Below are 23,139 nucleotides of genomic sequence, written 5' to 3'. Positions count from 1 at the left end.
CGGAAGTCAATGCAAAATGTGTTTTTAGTGGGGCTGATGGGTGCGGGCAAGACGACGATAGGCCGCATCCTCGCCCGCAAGCTGGGCTTGAGGTTCATCGATTCCGACCACGAGATCGAAGCCCGTACGGGCGCCTCCATCCCATGGATCTTCGAGATCGAAGGTGAACAGAGTTTCCGCCGCCGCGAGGCGGAGGTGATCCGCGAGCTGACCGCCCAGCAAGGCATCGTGCTGGCCACGGGGGGCGGCGCCATCCTCGATCCCGACAGCCGCGCCTATCTGCAGGCGCGCGGCACCGTGATCTACCTGCGCGCCAGCGTCAACAGCATCCTGGCGCGCACGGCCCATGACAAGAACCGGCCCTTGCTGCAAACGGCCGATCCGCGCAAAAAGCTGGAGGAATTGATGGCCTTGCGCGACCCGCTGTACCAGCAAGTGGCGCACATGGTGATCGATACGGGCCGACCTAACGTACAATCGATGGTTCAGACCATTTTGACCGAGCTGGAGGGCCTGGCATGCCAGGCCGCGCCGGATTGCGTCACACAAGCCGAGCCATCGATGAGCGAACAAACCACCATCCTGTTAAACGTAGACCTGGGCGAGCGCAGCTACCCCATAGCGATCGGTCCCCAATTGCTGCACGACGGCGCGCTGCTGGCGCGCCACGTGGGCGGCCGCAAAGTGGCCATCGTCACCAACACCACCATCGCGCCGCTGTACCTGGCGCGGATCGAGGAGCCATTGCGCGCGGCCGGCAAGGACGTCACGTCCATCGTGCTGCCGGACGGCGAGGAGCACAAGAACTGGGCCAGCCTGATGCACATCTTCGACACCTTGCTGGCCGGCAAGGCCGACCGCAAGACCACCCTGGTGGCGCTGGGCGGCGGCGTGATCGGCGACCTGACCGGCTACGCGGCGGCCAGCTATATGCGCGGCATCGACTTCATCCAGGTACCCACCACCTTGTTGTCGCAAGTCGATTCCTCCGTGGGCGGCAAGACCGGCATCAACCACCCCATGGGCAAGAACATGATCGGCGCGTTCTACCAGCCGCGCGCCGTGATCGCCGATACGGCCACGCTGGAAACGCTGCCGGACCGCGAACTGTCGGCCGGCCTGGCTGAAGTGATCAAGTACGGCGCCATCATCGACGCCCCGTTCTTCGACTGGATCGAAGCCAATATCGGCAAGCTGATGGCGCGCGACAAGGGCGCGCTGGCCTACGCCATCGCCCGTTCATGCGAAATCAAGGCCGACGTGGTACGCCAGGATGAGCGGGAAGGCGGCTTGCGCGCCATCCTCAATTTCGGCCACACGTTTGGCCACGCGATCGAGGCGGGCATGGGCTATGGCCAGTGGCTGCACGGCGAAGCCGTCGGCTGCGGCATGGTGATGGCGGCCGACCTGTCGCACCGCATGGGCCTGGTTGACGCGGCCACGGTGGCACGCGTGCGCGCACTGGTGGCGGCGGCCGGCCTGCCCGTCACGGCGCCCGATCTTGGCACGGCGCGCTGGCTGGAACTGATGGAAGTGGACAAGAAGAACGAGGGCGGCGCCATCAAGTTCATCCTGCTCAAGCCGCTGGGCGCGCCCAGCATCACCAACGCGCCGCAGGAATTGCTGCTGGCCACGCTGGCGGCCTGCGTGCAGTGATGCAGCCGGACGCGCACCTGGCCCCCTACGCCGCCCACAGCGAGGGCGGGGTGGGGCGGCGCTATCCGGAAACGGCGCATGCCTCGCGCAGCCAGTTCCAGCGCGACCGCGACCGCATCATCCACAGCTCGGCCTTCCGCCGGCTCGAATACAAGACCCAGGTCTTCCTCAACCATGAGGGCGACCTGTTCCGCACCCGCCTCACCCACAGCCTGGAAGTGGCCCAGATCGGCCGCTCGCTGGCGCGCAACCTGCGCCTGAACGAGGACTTGGTGGAAGCCATTTCCCTGGCCCACGACCTGGGCCATACGCCGTTCGGCCACGTGGGCCAGGACGTGCTCAACGAATGCATGAAGGACTACGGCGGCTTCGAGCACAACCTGCAAAGCTTGCGCGTGGTGGACGAGCTGGAGGAGCACTACGGCGCCTTCAACGGCTTGAACCTGATGTTCGAGACGCGCGAAGGCATCCTCAAGCACTGTTCGCTGGCCAACGCCCGCTTGCTGGGGCCGGTGGCCGAGCGCTTCATCACGCGCAGCCAGCCGTCGCTGGAAGCGCAACTGACCAATTTGGCCGACGAGATCGCCTATAACAGCCATGACATCGACGATGGCTTGCGCTCGGGGCTGATCACCATCGCCCAGCTGGAGCAGGTCGATTTCTTCGCCCGGCTGTGGCGCGATGTGCAGGCCACGTATCCGGGCCTGTCCGGCCGGCGCGCGATTTACGAAACCTTGCGCCGCCTGATCACGGCGCTGGCTGACGACTTGATCGTCACTTCCGGCCAGTTGCTCGCCGACGCGGCGCCGGCCGATATCGAGGCGGTGCGCGCCAGCCCGCCGCTGATCCGTTTTTCCGATGGCATGCGCAAGGATGCCACTGAGCTCAAGCGCTTCCTGCGGGCCAATCTGTACCAGCATTACCAGGTCAACCGCATGCGCGTGAAGGCCAGCCGCATCGTGCGCGAACTGTTCCAGTCCTTCATGGCCGAACCGGTGCTGCTGCCGCCCGATTACCAGGACCAGTCGGGCGCCCCCGATAAGCGGGCCCGCAAGATCGCCGACTATATCGCAGGCATGACGGACCGGTACGCGATCCGCGAACACCGCCGCCTGTTCTCGCTTGAGGAACTGTAAGCATCGCCTGACGCCGCGCAAGGGTGTCCCGTACGCCGCTTGATCTTTGTCGCGTTGTAGACAAAGATGAAAGTCTCTGACGGGGGAATGGCCATGGATGAGCAGACCAGCGAGTGCATCAGTGTGATGAAACAGCGGATCAGTGCCGTAGAAACCGATGTGGCCGTCATTAAGTCCAATTACGTCAAACGGGATGAGTTTGCTGGCTTGCGCACGGATAATGCGGAGAACTTCCGCGTCACCGAGCATCAGTTCGGTGATGTGCAGGGCCAGTTCGGCACGATACAACTTCAATTTGGCGAAGTGCAGCGCCAATTCGGCGAAGTGCAGCGTCAGCTCGGTGAAGTCCGCGCTGAAATCGCGCAACTTGGTTCATCCATGCTGAAGTGGATGGTGGCCACCGATATCACCTTATTCGCTGCTATCGTCGCCGCCATCCACTACATGCGCTAGAACATGCGCCGCTGCGCAGCTGCCTCGTCTCCCAGCAACTCCACCAGCAGTTTCTTGACCGGCGCCGGCAGCGCAGCTTGCGCCAGTGTGGCGCCGTCGTGCCACAGGTGGCCGTCGCCGGCCGCCAGCGCGTGCCGGCGTGCCAATGTCACGCGGTAGGGCGCGATGTGCAGCTTGTAGTGCGTGAACACATGGGTGATGGTCGACAGCCGCTCGTGCGACTCCATCTCGCCAAACGGCGCCACGGCCCGCAACAGGGCCGCGTCGGCTGCCGGCGCCACGTTGTCGTCCTCGGCCAGCGTGTGGCCATCGAGTTCCGGCAGCGACAGCAGGCCGCCCCAGATGCCGCTGGCGGGCCGCTGCTGCAACAGCACCTGGCCCTGGTCGACGATGGCCAGCATGGTCGCGTGTTTTTCGGGACTGGCTTTCTTCGGCTTGCGCACCGGCAGTTCGGCCGTGCGGCCGGTGGCGTGCGCCACGCAGCGTGCCTGCAGCGGGCAGCGCTCGCACGACGGACTGCTGCGCGTGCACAGCGTGGCGCCCATGTCCATCAAGCCTTGCGTGTACGCCTCGATGCCCTGTTCCGGCAACAGCGCCTCGGCGCGCCGCCACATGGCTTCCTCCACTTTTTTCTCGCCCGGATAGGCGTCGATGCCGAACGCGCGCGCGAACACGCGCTTGACGTTGCCGTCCATGATGGCGGCCCGCGTGCCGCAGGAAAACGCGGCGATGGCGGCCGCCGTCGACCGGCCGATGCCGGGCAGTTCGGCCAGCAAGCGCGGATCGGACGGGAACACGCCATCGTATTCGGCCACCACGCGCTGCGCGCACTTATGCAGGTTGCGCGCGCGGGTGTAGTAACCGAGCCCGCTCCACTGCGCCATCACATCTTCCACCGGTGCGGCGGCCAGGTCGCGCAGGGTAGGGAAGCGTTCCAGGAAGCGCGCGTAATACCCCAGCACGGCGCTCACCTGGGTTTGTTGCAGCATGATCTCGGACAGCCATACCAGGTAAGCGTCGCGCGTGTTCTGCCATGGCAGCGTGTGGCGGCCATGCTGGCGTTGCCAGCTGATGATGGCGTCGGAAAAAGTAGGATCGGAAAGTGCTTCCAGGTCCGCCGCGCCGGCCGGCGCGCGCGGGAGTGTCAAACGTGTCATGCTGTTCCTCAGGCGGCGGCGTCGAGCGCGACGAATTCCGCGTTGATCGCGATGCTGATATTGCCCGCCAATTCGTTGAGACGCGCCTTGCGTTGCTCCAGCTCGCGCTGGCCCGCTTCGAACGCGTCGATTTTCTGTTCCAGGCTGTCGGTCGCATCGTGGATGCGCTGGATCGACGCCAGCCTGTGTTTGAGTTGATCCTTGTGCTGCCGGATCTGCGCCTCCAGCGGCGCCATGATCACCTTGAGCCACGCGTCCGCGTCGGCGTTGGCGGCCTTGAAGCAGGCCCGCACGCGCGAGGCGATGGTGTCGAAGAATTTTTCCATCAACACCACGCGGCTGGTGGTGATCAGGGTGGCCGTGCCGAACTGGCGCGCGTAGATGGCCTCGATGGCGGCCACTTCGTCGCGGTAGCGCTGCAGCGAGAACGCCATCGGCATGGCCAGCGTCAGCCCGTGCTCGTTGGAGAAGCGGCGGTACATCACGCCCATCATGTCGGCGATTTCCACCGTCTTGGCGTCGGCCGCGTCCAGGCTGGCGCGGATGCGCTCGAAGTACTGGCGCACGGCTTCACGTACGCCGATGAAGAAGCGGCTGCGCTGCATTTCCTCGCGCACCAGTTCGATGTCGTCGCGTACCAGGTCCATGCCCATGCAGGTGTAGAGCTCCGTGGACAGGCGCGTGAACACGGCGCGCGTGGCCTGCAGCTTGAACAGGCTGGCGTCGAACTCCTTTTTCTCCACGTCGATGCGGCGCATCATGTGCGAGATCACGCTCTGGTTCTTGCCGCGCAGGCTTTTCAGTTCGTGCAGCTGTTCGACGATGTCGCGGATGCGGGTGGTGATCATCGACAGCTGGGCCGCGCTCAGCGATTGCAGTTCCGCGCTCAGCTGCTTGCGCACGATGTCCTTCTTGGCCGGAATCAGCTCATTGAACAGGGCTTGCTCCAGCGCCGGCAAGCGGCTCTTGCCCAGCAGCGCCTGGTCGTCGTTGATCTTGGCCACCAGCGCCTTCTGGGCCGAGACGGGGAACACCTGGCGCGCCTCCAGCCCGAGCATGTGGGCCGCGTGGGTTTGCTGGCGCTCGATCTCGGCGTTCACTTCGGCGTCGCTGCGCAACTCGTCCCACATGCTGTCGATCTTGTTGAGCACCACCAGCCGGCCCGCGCCAGCGCCGATGTGCTGGCGCCATACTTCGATGTCGCTCTTGGTCACGCCCGTGTCGGCGGCCAGGATGAACAGCACCGCGTGCGCGTTGGGGATCAGGTTGAGCGTCAGTTCCGGCTCGGTGCCGATGGCGTTCAAGCCCGGCGTGTCGAGGATCACCAGCCCCTGCTTGAGCAGCGGGTGGGGGAAGTTGATGATGGCGTGGCGCCACAGCGAAATCTCGACCAGGCCCTCGTGGTCCAGCGTGACGGGCATGTCCGGGTCTTCATCGTCGTACAAGCCATAGCGCTTGGCTTCGGCCACGGGCACGTGGCGCGTCAGGCTGACCTGCTTGAACGCTTCGTGCATGTCCTGGCCCGCCTCCAGGTTGAGCGGAATCACGGTCCAGGCGCCGGGTTGGTCGCGGTAGTCGCTGGTGGACAGGTTCTCGGCCCGGGTTTCGATCGGCAGCAAGCGGATCGACGCCGGCCAGGCCGGGTCGTACATCAGCTCCGTGGGGCACATGGTGGTACGCCCGGCCGCCGAGGGCAGGATGCGCTGGCCATAGTCGGCGAAGAAGATGGCGTTGATCAGTTCCGATTTACCGCGCGAGAATTCGGCCACGAAGGCCACCGACAGCTTGTCGTCGGCCAGCCGGGCCAGCGTGCGCGCGATGCGCTGCTCGGCGGCCTGGTCGGCCAGCTCGGCGCTGTTGACCCAGGCCTGGTACTGCTTCAAGGCCGTCACCACGCCTTCGCGCCAGGCGCTGTATTGTTGGAAATCCCGCACCATGGTGCTCCCTTTGCCCGGCTGGTCCGTTGTTGTTTTGGCTATTTCTGGCATACGACGCAATAGAAGGTGGAACGTTGTCCCTGCTTGATCTGGCGTACCGGCGTGCCGCACACCCGGCACGGCACCCCTGCACGATCATAGACGAAATATGACTGCTGGAAATATCCCGACTGGCCGTTCACGCTAATAAAGTCGCGCAAGGTGCTGCCGCCCTGGATGATGGCTTCGGCCAGCACGGCGCGCACGGCCTGGGCCAGCCGCTCGTAACGGGCCAGGCTGATGCGGCGGGCTGGCGTCTTCGGATTGATGCCGGCCCGGAACAGGCTTTCGGACGCATAGATATTGCCCACCCCGACCACGATATCGCCCGCCAGCAGCACCTGCTTGACGGCCGCGCCCCGTCCGCGCGTGTGGGCGTACAGCAGCTGGCCGGAAAAGCCATCCTCCAGCGGTTCCACGCCCAGCCCCCGCAGCAGCACATGCTGGGCCAGTTCGCCATCCTCGGCGCCATGCCACAGCACGGCGCCAAAGCGGCGCGGGTCCGTCAGGCGCAGCACCTGGCGCCCGTCCGGCCCCTCGACCACCAGGTCGAAATGGTCGTGCTTGCCCGGCGGCAGGCCTTCCGGCAGCACCCGCAGGTGGCCCGACATGCCCAGATGGATGATCAGTGTGCCATGGTCGAAATGCAGCAGCAGATACTTGCCGCGCCGGCCAGTGGCGCGCACGGCGTGGCCGGGCAGCGCATCGGGCAACTGGGGCGGGAATGGCCAGCGCAAGCCGTCGCGGCGCTGCACCACGGCCCGCACGGTGCGGCCTTCCAGGTGGGGCGCCACGCCGCGGCGGGTGACTTCGACTTCTGGCAATTCTGGCATGGGGGATCAGGGGTCGCGGGTAAGGGGGGCAGTGGAAAAAAGTCAGTCTTGGCAGGATGGAATATTTCGTTACACTGGGAGCAGACGCAGGCGCCGCGTTGAGCGTAAAATCTGTCACTAGCGCCACCCTCAGCCCGTTCAGTCCGACCTGCCAGGATTTCCCTTTGAAAAACGCTTTCGCCATTGTAACCCTGTCCGTCCTCATGTCGGCGTGCGCCGTCGCGCCGCGCGCCCCGCAGGAGGCGGCCGCGCCGGAAGGGGCCGCGTCCGCCGCCGCGCCAACGCCGGCGCCGGTCGAGGATGCGCCGCCCGGCGTCGAGCTGACCAGCGACATGATGTACAAGCTGACCAAGGCGGAACTGGAATTCAAGCGTGGCCAGTGGCAGGGCCCGTACATGACGCTGATGACGCTGGCCCAGCAGACGCGCGACCCGCGCCTGGCCAAGCGGGCGGCGGAAATGGCGCTCACGGCCAAGCAGGGCGGGGAGGCGCTGGCCGCGATCCGCCTGTGGCGCGAGCTGGCCCCCAATTCGGAGGAGGCGGTGCAGTACTTCCTCGGCTTCGCCGTCGTCAACGACGACCTGACGGAAGCGGAACAAATCTTCGCCCAGCGCCTGAAGGCGGCGCCGCCCGCCGGGCGCGGCCTGGCCATGTTCCAGATGCAGCAATTCCTGCTGCGCGCCAAGGACAAGGCGGCCGCCTACGCGCTCACCGAACGCGTGCTGGCGCCCTATGGCGATTTGCTGGAAACCCATCTGATCCTGGCCCAGAGCGCCTTCGCCAACAACGACGGCGAGCGCGCCCGCGCCGAGGCGGCCGCCGCGCTGCGGCTGCGGCCCGACTCCGAACTGGCCGTGCTGACCCAGGCCCAGGTGGCGCCCGACGTGGAAGGCGCCGTCAAGGTGCTGACTGATTTTCTGGCGCGGCATGCGGGCGCGCGCGAAGTGCGCGCCGCCTATGCCCGCATCCTGGTCGACAACAAGCAATACGATGAAGCGCGCCGCCAGTTCCTGCTGCTGCTCAAGGACCAGCCCGACAACCTGGCCACCTTGTACGCGCTGGGCGTGACGGCCATGCAAAGCCAGGACCTGGCCGGCGCCGAAGATTACTTCAAGCGTTTCATCGCCGTGCTGGGCGACCATCCATCGGACGAACGCGATCCGTCCAAGGTGCTGATGATCCTGTCGCAACTGGCCGAGGAACGGGGCGACTTCGACGGCGCCGCGCAATGGCTGGAGAAAGTGGAAGCGAACGACAGCCGGGTCTATCTCACGGCCCGCCTGAAACGTGCCCAGCTCACGGCCCGCAAGGGCGACGTGGACGAGGCCCGCAAGCAACTGGAAGCGCTGCAGACGACCGACCCGGTGGAGCAGGCCCAGATTGTCCAGACCGATGCCCAGATCCTGCGTGACGCGGGCGACACCCGCACCGCGTTCGTGGTGCTGAACAATGGCCTCAAGCGCTTCCCTGACAATGCCGACCTGCTGTACGACTTCGCGCTGGCGGCGGAGCGGCTGGGCGAGCTGGATGTGATGGAAAAGAGTCTGCGCCAGGTGATCGAATCGGTGCCCGACAACCACCACGCCCTGAACGCGCTGGGCTACTCGCTGGCCGAGCGCAACGTGCGCTTGACGGAAGCGTTCGCGCTGATCGACAAGGCGCTCAAGATGGCGCCGGGCGATCCCTTCATCATGGACAGCATGGGCTGGGTGCAGTTCCGCATGGGCCACCTGGCCGAGGCCGAGGAGATGCTGCGCCGCGCCTACGCCTTGCGCAACGATCCCGAAATCGCCGTTCATCTTGGTGAAGTGCTGTGGGTCAAGGGTGACCAGACGGGCGCGCGCAAGATGTGGTCCGACGCGAAAGCCAAGGACCCCAAGAACGACGCGCTCAGAAGCACGCTGGCACGCCTGAACCAGAGCCTGTAAACGCCGATGATCAAACTGTTTTCTCCATCGGCCGCCCTGGCCGCGCTGGCCGCCTGCGGCGCACTGGCCGGCTGCGCCACGCCGTCCGCGCCGCTGTCCACGGCCGCCGTCGCCCCTTACCAGGCCGCCATCGAACTGAATGGCCGGCTGTCCGTCAACTACAGCAGGGACGGCAAGCGTGAAACGCTGTCAGGCAAGTTCAACTGGCTGCAAACGGCCAATCGCACCGACGTCAGCCTGGCTTCGCCGCTCGGCTCAACCATCGCCACCATCACCGTCGCCCCCGGGTACGCCAGCCTGACGGAAGCGGGCAAGGCGCCCCGCGTGGCCGAAGACATCGACAGCCTGAGCGCGCGGACCCTGGGCTGGACCTTGCCCGTGTCCGGCCTGCGCGACTGGCTGCAAGGCCACGCCACGGCCGCCGACGGCAGCCGCTACACGGCCAGCCCCGCCCACAGCAGCGTGACCACGCGCGACGGCTGGCGGCTTGACTACGTATCGTGGCAGGACGAAGCCGCCGCCGTGCCGCGGCCGCGCCGCATCGACCTGGCGCGCGCCGCCATGGGCGACCTGGAAGACATGCAGATCCGTATCGTCATCGACGCTCCTGAAGAAAAATAAGGGACGCAACACCATTTCAAGGAATTGAAAGAATTCCGTAACGTCCCCAATACACCCATCGATCACCCGCCCCATATGCAAAGCCTGAAGAATTGCCCGGCTCCGGCCAAACTGAATCTGTTCCTGCACGTGAATGGCCGCCGCGCCGACGGCTATCATTTGCTGCAAACCGTGTTCCAGCTGATCGACCATGGCGACACGCTGCATTACACGCTGCGCGACGACCATGCGATCCGCCGCGTGACGGCAGTGGCGGGCGTGCCGGAGCAGCAGGACCTGATCATCCGCGCGGCCATGCTGCTGCAGGCCGAAGTGCTGCGCCGCACGGGCGCCTTGCCGCCCGGCGTGGACATCGCCATCGACAAGATCCTGCCCATGGGCGGCGGCCTCGGTGGCGGTTCGTCCGACGCGGCCACCACGCTGATGGCGCTCAATCATTTATGGCAGGCTGGTTTGACGCGCGAGGAGTTGATGGCGCTGGGCTTGCCGCTGGGTGCGGACATCCCGTTTTTCATCTTCGGCCAGACGGCGTTCGCGGAGGGCGTGGGCGAGGCCATGCAGCCGGTGCGTGCGCCCGATTGCTGGTATGTGGTGGTCGAGCCCGGGGTGGAAGTGCCCACCGCGAAAATTTTTTGCTCGGAACATTTGACAAGGGATACTCCGGTCGTCATAATAACGGACTTTTCCAGCTACCTCGAAAAACAAACAGGTTTGAAAGGGTACGGAAAGAACGATTTGCAGCAAGTGGCAACGCAGTTATTCCCGCCGGTAGCAGAGGCGATCGAATGGCTCGCTGCTTACGGTGACGCCAGGATGACTGGCTCCGGAGCTTGTGTGTTTTGTGCGGTCGGCAGTGAAGTCGAAGCGGACGCGGTGCTCAGTAATGTGCCTGCCAAGTGGGTTGCCTGGAAAGCCAAAGCACTGGGCAAGCATCCCATCGCCAGCTTGTTGTGAGTTGGAAAAAAATTTGGCTTAGCGTGAATTTTCCGGTAGAATGCCGGGCATGTAACGACAAGCAGTCAGTTGCGTAGGGGAATCGCCAAGCTGGTTAAGGCACCGGATTTTGATTCCGGCATACCAAGGTTCGAATCCTTGTTCCCCTGCCATTCATTTTCTCTGCGGTTCTGTCGAGGCGAAGTTTGTCTCCAGCCAGAGGGAAGGCAGATGATACCGCCCACGCGGGTCATTCATAGTACAGCGCCACGCGGACTTGCCGCTGGCGACTTTTCAAAAATTTTCACACTCTATCTCTGGGACTCCCAATGGCTTACGAAAACCTGATGGTTTTTACCGGCAACGCTAATCCTGCGTTGGCAGAAGGAGTCGCAAAAAACCTCGGTATTCCACTCGGCAAGGCAAACGTCTCGAAGTTCTCGGACGGCGAAGTGATGGTTGAAATCAACGAGAACGTCCGTGGTAAGGACGTGTTCGTGCTGCAATCGACCTGCGCCCCGACCAACGACAGCCTGATGGAACTGATCCTGATGGTTGACGCGCTGAAACGTGCATCGGCTGGCCGCATCACGGCCGCCATTCCTTACTTCGGCTATGCCCGCCAGGACCGCCGCCCCCGTTCGGCGCGCGTGGCCATCTCGGCCAAGGTGGTGGCCAACATGCTGGAAGAAGCGGGCGTCGAGCGCGTCCTGATCATGGACCTGCACGCGGACCAGATCCAGGGCTTCTTCGACATCCCGGTTGATAATATCTACGCTTCGCCGATCCTGCTGGGCGACCTGCAGAAAAAGAATCACCAGGACTTGCTGGTGGTGTCGCCGGACGTCGGCGGTGTGGTGCGCGCGCGCGCCCTGGCCAAACGCCTCGGTTGCGACCTGGCCATCATCGACAAGCGCCGTCCCAAGGCCAACGTGTCCGAAGTGATGAACATCATCGGTGAAGTGGAAGGCCGCAACTGCGTGATCATGGACGACATGGTCGACACGGCCGGCACCCTGGTCAAGGCAGCGGAAGTGCTGAAAGAGCGCGGCGCCAAGAAAGTGATCGCCTATTGCACCCACCCCGTGCTGTCGGGCCCGGCCATCGAACGCATCACCACCTCGTCGCTGGACGAACTGGTGGTGACGGACACGATTCCCCTGTCCGAAGCGGCCAAGGCGTGCGGCAAGATCCGTCAACTGACCTGCGCACCACTGCTGGCCGAGACGTTCAAACGCATCATCAAGGGCGATTCCGTGATCTCCCTGTTTATCGACTAAGCAGCATCTGAGATAAACGACAGTATCAGCAACACCGGCGGCGCCTGGCTTTCGAGCCGGAGCGCCGTTGTGCTTTTCCGGATTCATGAGCGTTTTTGCTCATTCTTGAGGCGCCCTGGTCGCGGGGCGCTTCCTAACACGGGGCGCGAGCCCTGTATTTTTTGGAGTATCACATGAAAGTTGTCGCATTCAAACGCGAATTGCAAGGTTCCGGAGCGAGCCGCCGCCTGCGTAATTCCGGCCAGACCCCAGGCATCGTCTACGGTGGCACCGAAGCCCCAGTGACCATCGCCCTGGACCACAACGCCCTGTACCACGCGCTGAAAAAAGAAGCGTTCCACTCGTCGATCCTGGATCTGGAAATCGACGGCAAAGTCCAGCAAGTGCTGCTGCGCGACTTCCAAGTCCACGCATACAAACAACTGGTCCTGCACGCTGACTTCCAGCGCGTTGACGCGAACGCCAAAGTGCACATGAAAGTGGCACTGCACTTCGTGAACGCCGACGTGTCGCCAGCCGTCAAGCTGCACGGCGCCAACATCAGCCACGTGCTGAACGAAATCGAAGTTTCGTGCCTGCCAAAAGACCTGCCAGAGTTCATCTCGGTGGATCTGGCCAACGTGGACGTGGGCCACTCGGTGCACATCGCCGACCTGACCCTGCCAGCCGGCGTGACCGCCGTGACCCACGGTTCGAACCTGACCGTCGCCACCGCTTCCGTGCCAGCCGGCCACGTTGCTGCTGAAGCAGCCGCTGCCGCTCCTGCCGCTGAAGAAAAGCCAGCCGCTAAAGGCAAGAAGTAATCTTCACCCCGCAGCGATGCGGAAGTGAATGAAAAACCCGCCGGCGCGAGCCTGGCGGGTTTTTTTACGGCGCGCCGTTTTGCGCGCATTGAGCATTCTTAACGATAGATACGCCATGCCCATCCGCCTGATCGTCGGCCTCGGCAACCCCGGCCCCGAATACGAACAAACCCGCCACAACGCCGGCTTCTGGCTGGTCGACAACCTGGCCAACAGCCTGCCCGGTGCCCGCCTGCAGCGCGAGACGCGCTTCAACGCGCTGGTGGCCAAGACCACCATCGCCGGCAATGAAGTGTGGTTGCTGGAACCGCAAACCTATATGAACCGTTCCGGCCAGTCGGTCGGCGCGCTGGCCCGCTTCTACAAGATCGCGCCGGATGAAGTGCTGGTCGTGCACGATGAGCTGGACTTGATGCCGGGCGTGGCGCGGCTCAAGCGCGGCGGCTCGGCCGGCGGCCACAATGGCTTGAAGGACATCACGGCCGCGCTGGGCACGCAGGATTACTGGCGGCTGCGGCTGGGCATCGGCCATCCCCGTTCGCTCGGTTTGCAGCAGCAGGTGGCCGACTTCGTGCTGCACCGCCCGCGCCGCGAAGACCAGGAACTGATCGAGCAGGCCATCGATAAAAGCCTGCTGGTGATGCCGCAGATTTGCGAAGGCAAATTCGAAGCGGCCACCATGAAATTGCATACGGCCTGACAGCAGGCCAGTCCGGGCCGCGGCCCGGACTTCAGATCGCGGACTTCAGACCGTTTACAGGGTGGACAGCACGGCCCGTACATGCTCCGGAATGGTGACGGGCTTGTTGGTGGCACGGTCCACGTAAACGTGCACGAAGTGGCCGGCGGCGGCCGGCACCGGCTCGTCGTTGCGGTAGATGCCGATCTCGTAGCGTACGCTGGAGTTGCCCAGCTTGCTCACGCGCAGGCCCACGTGCAGCAGGTCGGGGAAGGAGAGCTGGCTGAAGTAGGCGCAGGCGCTGTCGACCACATAGCCGACCAGCTGGTCGTTGTGGATATCGAGCACGCCCCGTTCGATCAGGAACTGGTTCACGGCCGTGTCGAAATAGCTGTAGTACACGACGTTGTTGACGTGGCCATATTGATCGTTATCTATCCACCGCGTGGGGATAGTCATGAAGTGGCGGAATTGTTCCCGGCCGGCATTACGCAAGATCATGCGATTTCCTGTTGGGTGAATAAAGCTTTCATTTTAGCGCCCATTGTCGGGAATTTTTTGAATGGCAGTAGAGGAAGCGTTTCAATTGTCGTGCTTGACTGAGTGTTTCTCCTTGGGCGTGGTTTTTTGTGGTTTTTGTGGGCATCCGGATGCCGGCCCATCGCGTTCGCCTATTTCTGCGCCATGCTTTTGGAGAAGGGTGACGCTGAGGGTTACAATAGGGGTTTTTCGACAAAACTCGCACAAACTTCAGCGATCATCCGCCTGATTTGCCGCTTTTGTTATCATTTTTGTAGTGATGGTGGTTGGTAATGAATTCTCTGCCTGGTGCGTCCGCGTAGATGCCTGCTTCCGCCTAACTCGCTGATTTTTAAGGAATTTACATGAGTCTCCAATGCGGCATCGTCGGCCTGCCCAACGTCGGCAAGTCCACCCTGTTCAACGCCCTGACCAAGGCCGGCATCCCGGCCGAAAACTACCCATTCTGCACCATTGAACCCAACGTGGGCGTGGTGGAAGTGCCTGATCCGCGCATGGCCGCGCTGGCCGAGATCGTCAAACCCGAGCGCATGGTCAACGCCATCGTCGAATTCGTCGACATCGCCGGCCTGGTGGCGGGCGCCTCCAAGGGCGAGGGCCTGGGCAACCAGTTCCTGTCCCACATCCGCGAAACCGATGCCATCGTTAACGTCGTGCGTTGCTTCGAGGATGACAACGTGATCCACGTGGCCGGCAAGATCAGCCCGCTGGACGACATCGAAGTGATCCAGACCGAGCTGGCCCTGGCCGACATGGGCACGGTGGAAAAAGCCATCCACCGCGAGAACAAGAAAGCCCGTTCCGGCGACAAGGACGCTGCCAAGCTGGTGGCCCTGTGCGAACGCCTGATGCCGCACTTGAACGAAGGCAAGCCGGTGCGCACCATGGGCCTGGACGCTGACGAGATGGCGCTGATCAAGTCGCTGTGCCTGATCACGGCCAAGCCGGCCATGTACGTGGCCAATGTGTCCGATTCCGGCTTCACCAACAACCCGCTGCTGGACCAGCTGACCAAGTTCGCCGCCGCGCAGAACGCGCCCATCGTCGCCATCTGCGCCGCCATCGAATCGGAGATCGCCGACCTGGACGACGCCGACAAGGGCGCCTTCCTGGCCGACATGGGCATGGAAGAACCTGGCCTGGACCGTCTGATCCGCGCCGCCTACAAGCTGCTGGGCCTGCAAACTTACTTCACGGCCGGCGTGAAGGAAGTGCGCGCCTGGACCATCCACGTGGGCGACACGGCCCCGCAAGCGGCCGGCGTGATCCACACCGACTTCGAGCGCGGCTTCATCCGTGCCCAAACCATCTCCTACGACGACTTCATCGCCTACAAGGGCGAGGCCGGCGCCAAGGAGGCGGGCAAGATGCGCGCTGAAGGCAAGGAATATGTGGTCAAGGATGGCGACGTGCTGAACTTCCTGTTCAACGTCTAAACACCTGTTCGAATCCCGGCGGATTCGAACGCACGAGCTAGCCCCGGTTGCCGCCATGGTACCGGGGCTTTTTCTTTGCGCGCCCGTCAGGCTACGATCCAAGCCAGGGGGATCCGCGACCGATAGCGGATTGAAAGGTTGGATCGGTATAGTCGTCTCTGACCTTGGGCCACTGCCCGGGGAGCAGAAGATTTTAATTCCAAGAGACGACTGTAACCATGAATACTTCCCCATCCTGCCATTCCGACGGCGCTGCATCCGCCCATCTGCCCCCATTGCGCGCCTCGCTCGAGGATAGCGCCGGCAAGCCGCATGGCAACACGCCATGGCATATCCATGCCTGGCGGGTGATGGATATGCGGGTCGGCCTGGTCCCGTTGCCGATCTATTTGCTGCTGTTGGCGCTGATTGGCGGCTTCATCGCGATGGGCAAGCTGCCCACCGATATCTCGGTGTCGATCGCCGTGCTGGCCGTCGGCGGCTTCACCTGCGCCGAGTTCGGCAAACGGATGCCGTTGTTGCGCAACATAGGCGCGGCCGCCATCTTCGCCACCTTCGTGCCATCGCTGCTGGTCTACCTGCACGCGATTCCGCCCGTGCTGCTGAAGAACGTGGTGGAATTTACCAAGGTGAGCAATTTCCTGTACCTGTTCATCGCCTCGATCATCGTCGGCAGCATCTTCAGCATGGACCGCACGGTGCTGGTGCAGGGTTTCATGAAGATTTTCGCACCGCTGGCGGCCGGCACCGTGGTGGCCGCGCTGGTGGGCACGCTGGTCGGCACCATGCTCGGTCTGGGCTGGCAGCACACACTGTTCTTCATCGTCGTCCCCATCATGGCCGGCGGCGTGGGCGAGGGCGCCATTCCGCTGTCGATCGGTTACGCGACCATCCTCGGCCAGGCGCAAGGCGATATGTTCGCGCAAGTGCTGCCGCCGGTGATGCTGGGTAGCCTGTGCGCCATCCTCATGGCGGGCACGCTCAATTTCGTCGGCAAGCGCTACCCGCACCTGACCGGCGAAGGGCGCTTGCAGCCGGGCGTCGAGAACGAAGCGCGCGTCGTCGAACTGCCCGCCGCCACGGTCGATGTCGGCCAGGTGGCCTCCGCCGGCCTGACCGCGATCTCCCTGTACATGGTGGGCCTGATGTCGGCCAAGCTGTTCGACTTCCCGGCGCCGGTGGTGATGCTGTTTGTCGCCGTCCTGTTCAAGCTGGGGCGGCTGGTGTCCCCGCAGTTGCAGCAGGGCTCGCTGGTGGTGTACAAGTTCTTTTCCACCGCCGTGACCTATCCGCTGCTGTTCGCCATCGGCGCCGCCATGACGCCGTGGGAAAAGTTGATCGCCGCCTTCACGCTGGCCAACCTGGTCACGATCATGGCGACGGTCGCGAGCTTGATGGCCACCGGCTTTGTGGTGGCCCGCCGCATGAAGATGTATCCGATCGAGGCGGCCATCGTCAACGCCTGCCACAGCGGGCAGGGCGGAACGGGCGACGTGGCCATCCTGACGGCCGCCAACCGCATGCAACTGATGCCGTTCGCGCAGATCGCCACCCGCATCGGTGGCGCCATCGTCGTGACCCTGGCGCTGTTTGCGCTGACGCGGCTGGCCTGATCAATGCGACGGCGGCAAGCCGTCGGCCCCCAAAAGCAAATAAGCCGCGTATCGACGCGGCTTATTTGTTTTTGGGGGCCTGGTGTGCTCGCGCCGCTCAGGTGTCCTTCGCCGCGGCTGGCAGGTCCGGCGTGATGGTGTTGCGCGACAGCGTGCCATCTTCCGTGCGTTCATCCTCGCGGAACACGCCGCTCCAGCTGTCGCCGTTCTTCCAGGTCACGGTGCCTTTACCGTGGCGCAGGTTGGAGCGCCACTGGCCTTCGTAGCGGTCGCCATTGGACCACTCCATGCGGCCAGACCCGGTGCGGTAGCCCGCCGCCAGATCGCCCACATAGACGTCGCCATTGGCCCACGACACCTTGCCGTTGCCGGTGTAGGTGGTCTGGTTGGCATCGATCACAAACGCGCCTTCGATCACGGCGTCGCCGGCCTGCACGCGGATGGTGGGCGCGGTGGCGGCGACAGCGGCGGCGGCCGCCGCCGTGCCGGGCAGCGGCGCGTCCGACACATACGTCACCAGGCCGTTCGGGTCCACCGTGTTGGCGACGGCATAGGTGATCGGCCCGTTCGGGTCTTCACCGTTAAAGGCCAGTTGCACGCGCTCGGCATTGCCGCTCTTGTCCGCGTAAGCCATCATCCATTTCATGCGCTCCTCGTCGAACACGAACGCATTCTGCGCCATCGACTTCGACGCCAGTTTGTAGTGCAGCGTGTAGGCGGCGATGGGATCACTTCCCAGCTTGGCCATGCGGTCGATGGCCCACTGGTCGGCCATGTAAAAGCCGGTGCCGGCCACCCAGGAAACGCCGCTCAGGCTATCGCGGAACACGCTGGCGGCCTTGAGTGAATCGATCGCGACGGATTGCGCCTGGCTGCGCGCCACCGTCAGCAGCGCGTTCTGCGCCTTGGCCCGCAGCGAGGCGGCCGCCTCTTCCGCCGCCACCTTGGCGGCGGCCTCCAGCGCGGCCTGGCCGGCGGCGCGGCTGGCCTGGGCACTGGCCGCCGCAGCAGCGGCCGCGTTGGCCGAGTTGGCGATCGCACCCACCCCGCTCACCACGCTGGCGATGGTGAAGCTGGTTTTGACGATCTTCATGCCGTAGTGGTACACCTTCATGCGCGCACCCGCTTCCTCGGATAAGCCCTGGGTCCACAACACCATCCACAGCGCTTCGTCGGAAGTCAGGTCTTGCTCGAACAGAGGCAGCGGGTGGGTGCTCTGGAGCCAGTGATAGCTCTGCGCCTCGGTCGCCTCCGGCGTGGCCACGTTGAGGTGGCCGCGGCACACTTCCACCGGCGTGACGGGAACCTTGCGGCCGCCGGCCAGCGTGAGCTTGAACGGACGGCCGTTGTCGCGCAGGCTGTTGAGTTCTTCCAGCATCTTGGCCGTATCGGCTTTCGAGTAGCCGTCCACTTCCTCGATATGGTCGCCCAGCGCCAGGCCCGATTCACGCGTGGCCGCGATCACGGTGAGGCGCTCGTCCACCCGCAGTCCGCGCACCCACGCGATCTTCTTTTGCTTGGGCAGGTCGTACGAGGACGCCGTTACGAACGGCAGCTCGTACTGCGTGCTGCAATCCTTGTCCTTCAGTTCGGCCGTCTTGATGATGCTGGGTCGCAGCGCTTGCTGGCCTTTGCCATAGGTGCGGATGCGGGCCAGCAGTTTTTCGTCGACCGGACTGCCGTCGTCGACCGTGTAGGTGGTGCCGCAGCCGGCCAGCAGCAGGGCCAGCGGCAGCATGGGCGTCAGGCCGCGATAGCGGTGGGAACGGACGGTCGCGCCCAGGGGCGGCCGGGGTGTTGCAGCGCTCAATTTACGCATGCCATTCTTCTCGGGATTAGGTCAGCGGGTGGTTCGCAAAGGCACATGCTAAGCCATTGTTGGTGTTGCCAAAATGGATTATAAGTACGTAAAGTAAATTTCCATATGGGAATTTAGACGAGCTGTGGTTAAAAAGCAATCGCTCACTTGCGGTTGTTGTCCGGCCGCCGCTTGCTTGTTGCATACACGGCTGGCCATTTCATCAACGTAAGCAAGCCAGTTCGGTATAATCCCCGCATTGTCTTAGGCGCGCCGAGGCGGAGCGCCTGTCCCACTCTCCTCACTAGAAAAACACATTCCACATGGCTTCCCCCAACGATAACGTCAGCATGGCGCTGTTCTGCGATTTTGAAAACGTGGCGCTCGGTGTGCGCGACGCCAATTACGACAAGTTCGATATCAAGCCGGTGCTGGAACGCCTGCTGCTCAAGGGCAGCATCGTCGTCAAGAAAGCGTATTGCGACTGGGACCGTTACAAGGGCTTCAAGGCGCCCATGCACGAGGCCAACTTCGAGCTGATCGAAATCCCCCACGTGCGCCAGTCCGGCAAGAACTCGGCCGACATCCGCATGGTGGTCGACGCGCTCGACCTGTGCTACACCAAGTCGCACGTGGACACCTTCGTCATCATCTCGGGCGATTCCGATTTTTCGCCGCTGGTATCCAAGCTGCGCGAGAACGCCAAGAAGGTGATCGGCGTGGGCGTCAAGCAATCCACCTCGGACCTGCTGGTGGCCAACTGCGATGAATTCATCTTCTACGATGATCTGGTGCGCGAGAGCCGCCGTGCCGCCGCGAAGCGCGATCCACGCGAGGCCCAGCCGGCCGTCAAGCGTACGCCGGAGGAGGAAAAGCGCCGCCGCGACGACATGGAAAAGCGCCGTAACCAGGCCATGGAAATCGTGGTCGGCACCTTCGACGCGCTGGTGTCCGAGCGCGGCGACAGCGGCAAGATCTGGGCTTCCGTGCTGAAGGAAGCGATCAAGCGCCGCAAGCCCGATTTCAGCGAGTCGTACTACGGCTTCCGCACCTTCGGCAATCTGCTGGAGGAAGCGCGTGCCCGAGGCTTGCTGGAGTTCGGCCGCGATGAGAAATCGGGTGCCTACGTGTACCGCAGCAGCGGCGCCGCCAGCACTGGCATGGCCGAAGGCGCCGGCGCGGCCGAAGGCGCGCCAGCGGTGGCGGAAGCCGTGGAAGCGCCGCGCCATGAAGGTCGCCAGGATGGCCGCCGCGGTCGCGGCCGTGGCCGTGGCCAGTCGGGCCGCCACGCCGAGCGCGGCGAGGAACGCGCCACGGAACTGGTGATGGACGCCGAACCGGAACTGCTGGATGCGGAACCGTTCGAGGTGGTGGAAGTGGTGGAGCTGGTCGAAGTGCTGGCCCCGGCCGACGCTGGCGAGATCATCGACGAAGCAGACATCATCGAGGCGGAAGTGGCCGAGCCGCGCCAGGAAGGCCGTCATGGCCGTGGCAAGCGCGGTGGCCGCAAGCAGGCCGAGCGCAAGGGCGGCAAGCCATCTGCCAGTGCGGCGGTGGATACCGTGGCGGCCCAGTCGCCAGCGCCTGCGGATGACGTGACTCCGGTGCACCATGCCGACCAGGCGCCGGACGCGCAAGCGGCACAAGCGGTGGAATTGGACGCCGACGTAGTGCAAGCGGGTGATGCCAAGCCCGCCAAGGCCGGCAAAGCCGCCAAGCCGCCTGCCAAGGGGGCCCGTGCCGCCAAGGCCGCCACCAAGAAGACGCCAGCGGCCAAAGCCAAGGCCAAGCCAGCCGCCGCCGCGGCTGACGTCGTGGAGGCCGCCCCGGTCGCCGAAGTCCAGCCGGTATCGGACACCCCAGCGGCGGCCAGCCACGAGGCGCAAGCGCCTGCCAAGCCGGCCCGCAAGCCCCAGCCGCGCGGCCGTCGTCCGCGCAAGGACGCCAAGTCCGAAGCGTAAGCACGCGCCCCGCCGCCCGGCGGAGCAAGGTGGTCCGGGTCATCGCCCGGTGTCAGGTCCCACGGTCTGACACCGGGCGCGCTTTCTGCCATACTTCACTTTTGGACAACCTTGCCACAGCGCGCACCGCGCTGCCACGTGCCCGCATGCCTACCCTCACCGCCATCACGCTCTATCCCATCAAATCCTGCGCCGGCCTGTCGCTGCAGGAAGCCACACTGACTGAAGCGGGTCTGATGACCCAGCACATCTACGACCGCGAATGGATGGTGGTCGATGGGGAAGGGCGCTTCATGACCCAGCGCGAGCATCCGCGCATGGCCCTGATCGTGCCGCGCCTGAAGGGGGAAACCCTGGAACTGCGCGCGCCCGGCATGTTGCGGCTGGAAATCCCGCTGGGCCTGCCCCATCCCGAGCAAGCCGTCGCGCGCACCGTGCAGGTGTGGGACGACAGCGTACTGGCCTACGATTGCGACGAGCTGACGGCCGCCTGGTTCAGCAACGCCATCGGCGTGCCGTGCCGGCTGGTGCGCTTCCATGCCGACGCGCTGCGCCAGGTCAGCGAGAAGTGGACCCAGGGCGTGGCGGCCACCACCCTGTTCTCGGACGGTTACCCGGTGCTGGTGGCCGGCGCCGCCTCGCTGGACGATCTCAACACCCGGCTGACGGCGGCCGGCCGTGCCGCCGTGCCCATGAACCGCTTCCGTCCCAACCTCGTCATCGCCGGCCTGGAGGCGTTCGAGGAGGATTACGCGGCCGCCTACCGGCTGGGCGAGGCGGAACTGCGGCCGGTCAAACCCTGCTCGCGCTGCCCGATCCCGTCCGTGGACCAGGACACAGGCCAGATCGGCCCCGACCCGGTCGACCTGCTGCAAAGCTACCGCGCCAAACCGGAGCTCGATGGCGCAATCTGTTTCGGCATGAACGCCATCGTCGTGGCTGGCGCTGGCCAGCGCATACGGCTGGGGCAGGAAGTGGATGTCGAATTGGCGTTTTTGTAAGTAAATTTACTTTTTGGCATTTCCAACCTTCATTTCTTGGCGTAATGTTGTAACTTGCCGGATGATAAATACCATATCGATCCGGCACGGTTCCCGGTCATGGTCGCTATCGAGTAAGGGTTGGTTTGTATGACGCACACTGTCACAGGCGCGATGCCGTCCCACGCTGATCCCGCCACGCGGGCCAGCGAGCTGGCGGCGGAGAACCAGGCGCTGCGCGCGCGCATGGCCTATCTGCTGGAGCAGGCCGAGCGCAACCACTCGATCATGTGCCGCCACCAGGCGTTCGACCTGGACATCGTGGGCGCCGCCACCTTCCCCGAGCTGGTGGGCACCATCTTCCGCAACCTGCCCGTCATCTCCGAGCTGGAAAGCGTGACCCTGACCCTGATCGACGACGGCGCCGACATCCGTACCGTGATGGGCAAGCTGGGCGTGGTGTTCGCCGACTTTCCCAATTTGATTTTCGTCGAGCAGATCGATGATCTAAGCTTCGAGCTGGGCCACCGCAACGCCCACACGCCGGCGCCCAAGCCGCTGCTGGGCATGTACGATCCCGTGCGCCACGCGCTGCCGTTCCCCAACGCGCCGGCCGGGCTGCAAAGCGTGGCGCTGGTGCCGCTGATGCGCAACAAGCGCATTATCGGCAGCCTCAATCTGGGCAGCGTGGACCCGACCCGCTTCACGCCCAGCCTGGGCACCGACTTCATCGAGCACATGGCCTCCATCGTCGCTATCTGCCTGGAAAACGTGATCAGTAACGAGATGCTCAAGTACATCGGCCTGACCGATTCGCTGACGGGCGTCTACAACCGGCGCTATATGGACCGGCGCCTGCTGGAGGAAATCGCCCGCGCGCGGCGCCAGCGCTACCCGATCTCGCTGATGTTCCTCGATATCGACCACTTCAAGCGCGTCAACGACACCGTGGGCCACCAGGGCGGCGACGACGTGCTGCGCGAAGTGGCGGGCCGCATCAAGGACGAGCTGCGCCTGTCGGACGCGCTGGCCCGTTTCGGCGGCGAGGAATTCATCGTGTTGCTGATCGACGCGGACCTGGACAGCGCCGCCTTCGTGGCCGAGCGTATCCGCGCCAGCGTGGCCGGCACCATGATCAGCCTGACGCAGGAAGTGCGGTTGTCCGTCACCGTGTCGATCGGCGTGGCCTGTCTCGATCCGGACCTGGCCGCCGGTGAACCGGAACTGGTGGCGCGCGAACTGCTGGCGCGCGCCGACGGCGCCCTGTACCAGGCCAAGGCGGCTGGACGCAACCGCGTGATCCGCCACCTGCCGACCTAGCGAAAAGCGGAAAAGCGGGGTCAGTTCCGGCATCGC

Annotated in this window: 19 protein-coding genes and 1 tRNA gene; 15 read left to right on the top strand and 5 right to left on the bottom strand. The window is 64.3% G+C overall.

All coding sequences use genetic code 11. The features are described from left to right. Positions 1-9 precede the first annotated feature (9 nt). The 3 genes from aroKB to H3H39_RS00585 all read left to right on the top strand — a co-directional run bounded on the left by aroKB (position 10) and on the right by H3H39_RS00585 (position 3,245). Positions 10-1,656 carry a bifunctional shikimate kinase/3-dehydroquinate synthase AroKB gene (gene aroKB / locus H3H39_RS00595; RefSeq protein WP_182151337.1) on the top strand — a complete coding sequence of 549 codons (1,647 nt, stop codon included), beginning with the start codon at positions 10-12 and terminating at the stop codon, positions 1,654-1,656. After that, entirely contained in the window at positions 1,656-2,792 is a 1,137-nt protein-coding gene (locus H3H39_RS00590) for a deoxyguanosinetriphosphate triphosphohydrolase (RefSeq protein ID WP_182151336.1), read from the top strand. Before aroKB ends, H3H39_RS00590 begins: the two co-directional genes overlap by 1 nt. Before the next feature lie 93 nt (positions 2,793-2,885). Beyond that, positions 2,886-3,245, top strand: coding sequence for a hypothetical protein (locus H3H39_RS00585; RefSeq protein ID WP_182151335.1), 360 nt, complete (start codon positions 2,886-2,888; stop codon positions 3,243-3,245). Here H3H39_RS00585 and mutY read toward each other — a convergent pair. From mutY to mutM, 3 genes are read right to left on the bottom strand one after another with little or no spacing between them, the layout of a single operon-like run. After that, positions 3,242-4,402 (bottom strand): A/G-specific adenine glycosylase, encoded by a 1,161-nt coding sequence (mutY, locus tag H3H39_RS00580; protein ID WP_182151334.1) that lies wholly within the window; start codon positions 4,400-4,402, stop codon positions 3,242-3,244. The genes H3H39_RS00585 and mutY overlap by 4 nt on opposite strands. An 8-nt stretch (positions 4,403-4,410) precedes the next feature. Continuing rightward, on the bottom strand, positions 4,411-6,339 hold the full coding sequence (locus H3H39_RS00575; RefSeq protein WP_182151333.1) for a dynamin family protein: 1,929 nt from the start codon (positions 6,337-6,339) through the stop codon (positions 4,411-4,413). 38 nt (positions 6,340-6,377) lie between these two features. Continuing rightward, complete coding sequence (mutM, locus tag H3H39_RS00570) at positions 6,378-7,211, bottom strand: bifunctional DNA-formamidopyrimidine glycosylase/DNA-(apurinic or apyrimidinic site) lyase (protein WP_182151332.1); 834 nt, start codon at positions 7,209-7,211, stop codon at positions 6,378-6,380. A gap of 203 nt (positions 7,212-7,414) precedes the next feature. Between mutM and H3H39_RS00565 the strand changes: the two genes are divergently transcribed. From H3H39_RS00565 to pth, 7 genes are all read left to right on the top strand, one after another. Next, a complete protein-coding gene (locus H3H39_RS00565; RefSeq protein WP_182151926.1) occupies positions 7,415-9,139 on the top strand; it encodes a tetratricopeptide repeat protein in 1,725 nt (574 codons plus the stop codon). A 6-nt stretch (positions 9,140-9,145) separates the two neighbouring features. Then, positions 9,146-9,760: a lipoprotein insertase outer membrane protein LolB gene (gene lolB, locus H3H39_RS00560; protein WP_182151331.1), complete on the top strand. Its 615-nt coding sequence runs from the start codon at positions 9,146-9,148 to the stop codon at positions 9,758-9,760. Positions 9,761-9,835: 75 nt separating this feature from the next. Further along, positions 9,836-10,714 carry a 4-(cytidine 5'-diphospho)-2-C-methyl-D-erythritol kinase gene (ispE, locus tag H3H39_RS00555; RefSeq protein WP_182151330.1) on the top strand — a complete coding sequence of 293 codons (879 nt, stop codon included), beginning with the start codon at positions 9,836-9,838 and terminating at the stop codon, positions 10,712-10,714. A gap of 75 nt (positions 10,715-10,789) precedes the next feature. Beyond that, positions 10,790-10,866 (top strand) — tRNA-Gln (locus H3H39_RS00550). A 156-nt stretch (positions 10,867-11,022) separates the two neighbouring features. Then, entirely contained in the window at positions 11,023-11,973 is a 951-nt protein-coding gene (locus H3H39_RS00545) for a ribose-phosphate pyrophosphokinase (RefSeq protein ID WP_182151329.1), read from the top strand. A gap of 173 nt (positions 11,974-12,146) precedes the next feature. Next, positions 12,147-12,776: a 50S ribosomal protein L25/general stress protein Ctc gene (locus H3H39_RS00540; RefSeq protein WP_182151328.1), complete on the top strand. Its 630-nt coding sequence runs from the start codon at positions 12,147-12,149 to the stop codon at positions 12,774-12,776. A 115-nt stretch (positions 12,777-12,891) separates the two neighbouring features. Then, positions 12,892-13,476: an aminoacyl-tRNA hydrolase gene (pth, locus tag H3H39_RS00535; RefSeq protein WP_182151327.1), complete on the top strand. Its 585-nt coding sequence runs from the start codon at positions 12,892-12,894 to the stop codon at positions 13,474-13,476. Positions 13,477-13,530: 54 nt separating this feature from the next. On the opposite strand, the gene H3H39_RS00530 is transcribed toward pth, so the two are convergent. After that, positions 13,531-13,956 carry an acyl-CoA thioesterase gene (locus H3H39_RS00530; RefSeq protein ID WP_182151326.1) on the bottom strand — a complete coding sequence of 142 codons (426 nt, stop codon included), beginning with the start codon at positions 13,954-13,956 and terminating at the stop codon, positions 13,531-13,533. 383 nt (positions 13,957-14,339) lie between these two features. Here H3H39_RS00530 and ychF point away from each other — a divergent pair, with 383 nt between their 5' ends. Then, complete coding sequence (gene ychF / locus H3H39_RS00525; protein ID WP_182151325.1) at positions 14,340-15,431, top strand: redox-regulated ATPase YchF; 1,092 nt, start codon at positions 14,340-14,342, stop codon at positions 15,429-15,431. 218 nt (positions 15,432-15,649) lie between these two features. After that, positions 15,650-17,044 (top strand): 2-hydroxycarboxylate transporter family protein, encoded by a 1,395-nt coding sequence (locus tag H3H39_RS00520; protein ID WP_182151324.1) that lies wholly within the window; start codon positions 15,650-15,652, stop codon positions 17,042-17,044. Positions 17,045-17,141: 97 nt separating this feature from the next. Here the strand turns inward: H3H39_RS00520 and H3H39_RS00515 are convergent, their stop codons facing one another. Further along, positions 17,142-18,863, bottom strand: a complete 1,722-nt coding sequence (locus H3H39_RS00515) for an MORN repeat-containing protein (RefSeq protein WP_182151323.1) — start codon at positions 18,861-18,863, stop codon at positions 17,142-17,144. Between the two features lie 302 nt (positions 18,864-19,165). Between H3H39_RS00515 and H3H39_RS00510 the strand changes: the two genes are divergently transcribed. From H3H39_RS00510 to H3H39_RS00500, 3 genes are all read left to right on the top strand, one after another. Beyond that, positions 19,166-20,803, top strand: a complete 1,638-nt coding sequence (locus tag H3H39_RS00510; RefSeq protein ID WP_182151322.1) for an NYN domain-containing protein — start codon at positions 19,166-19,168, stop codon at positions 20,801-20,803. A gap of 146 nt (positions 20,804-20,949) precedes the next feature. After that, positions 20,950-21,804 (top strand): MOSC domain-containing protein, encoded by an 855-nt coding sequence (locus H3H39_RS00505; RefSeq protein ID WP_182151321.1) that lies wholly within the window; start codon positions 20,950-20,952, stop codon positions 21,802-21,804. A gap of 129 nt (positions 21,805-21,933) precedes the next feature. Next, entirely contained in the window at positions 21,934-23,103 is a 1,170-nt protein-coding gene (locus tag H3H39_RS00500) for a GGDEF domain-containing protein (protein ID WP_182151320.1), read from the top strand. Positions 23,104-23,139: the final 36 nt, after the last annotated feature.

This window comes from Rugamonas apoptosis (assembly GCF_014042355.1).
In the GTDB taxonomy this organism is placed as follows: domain Bacteria; phylum Pseudomonadota; class Gammaproteobacteria; order Burkholderiales; family Burkholderiaceae_D; genus Rugamonas; species Rugamonas apoptosis.
The sequence above is the reverse complement of the archived record's forward strand: the minus strand, read 5'-3'. Positions and strand labels throughout refer to the sequence as shown.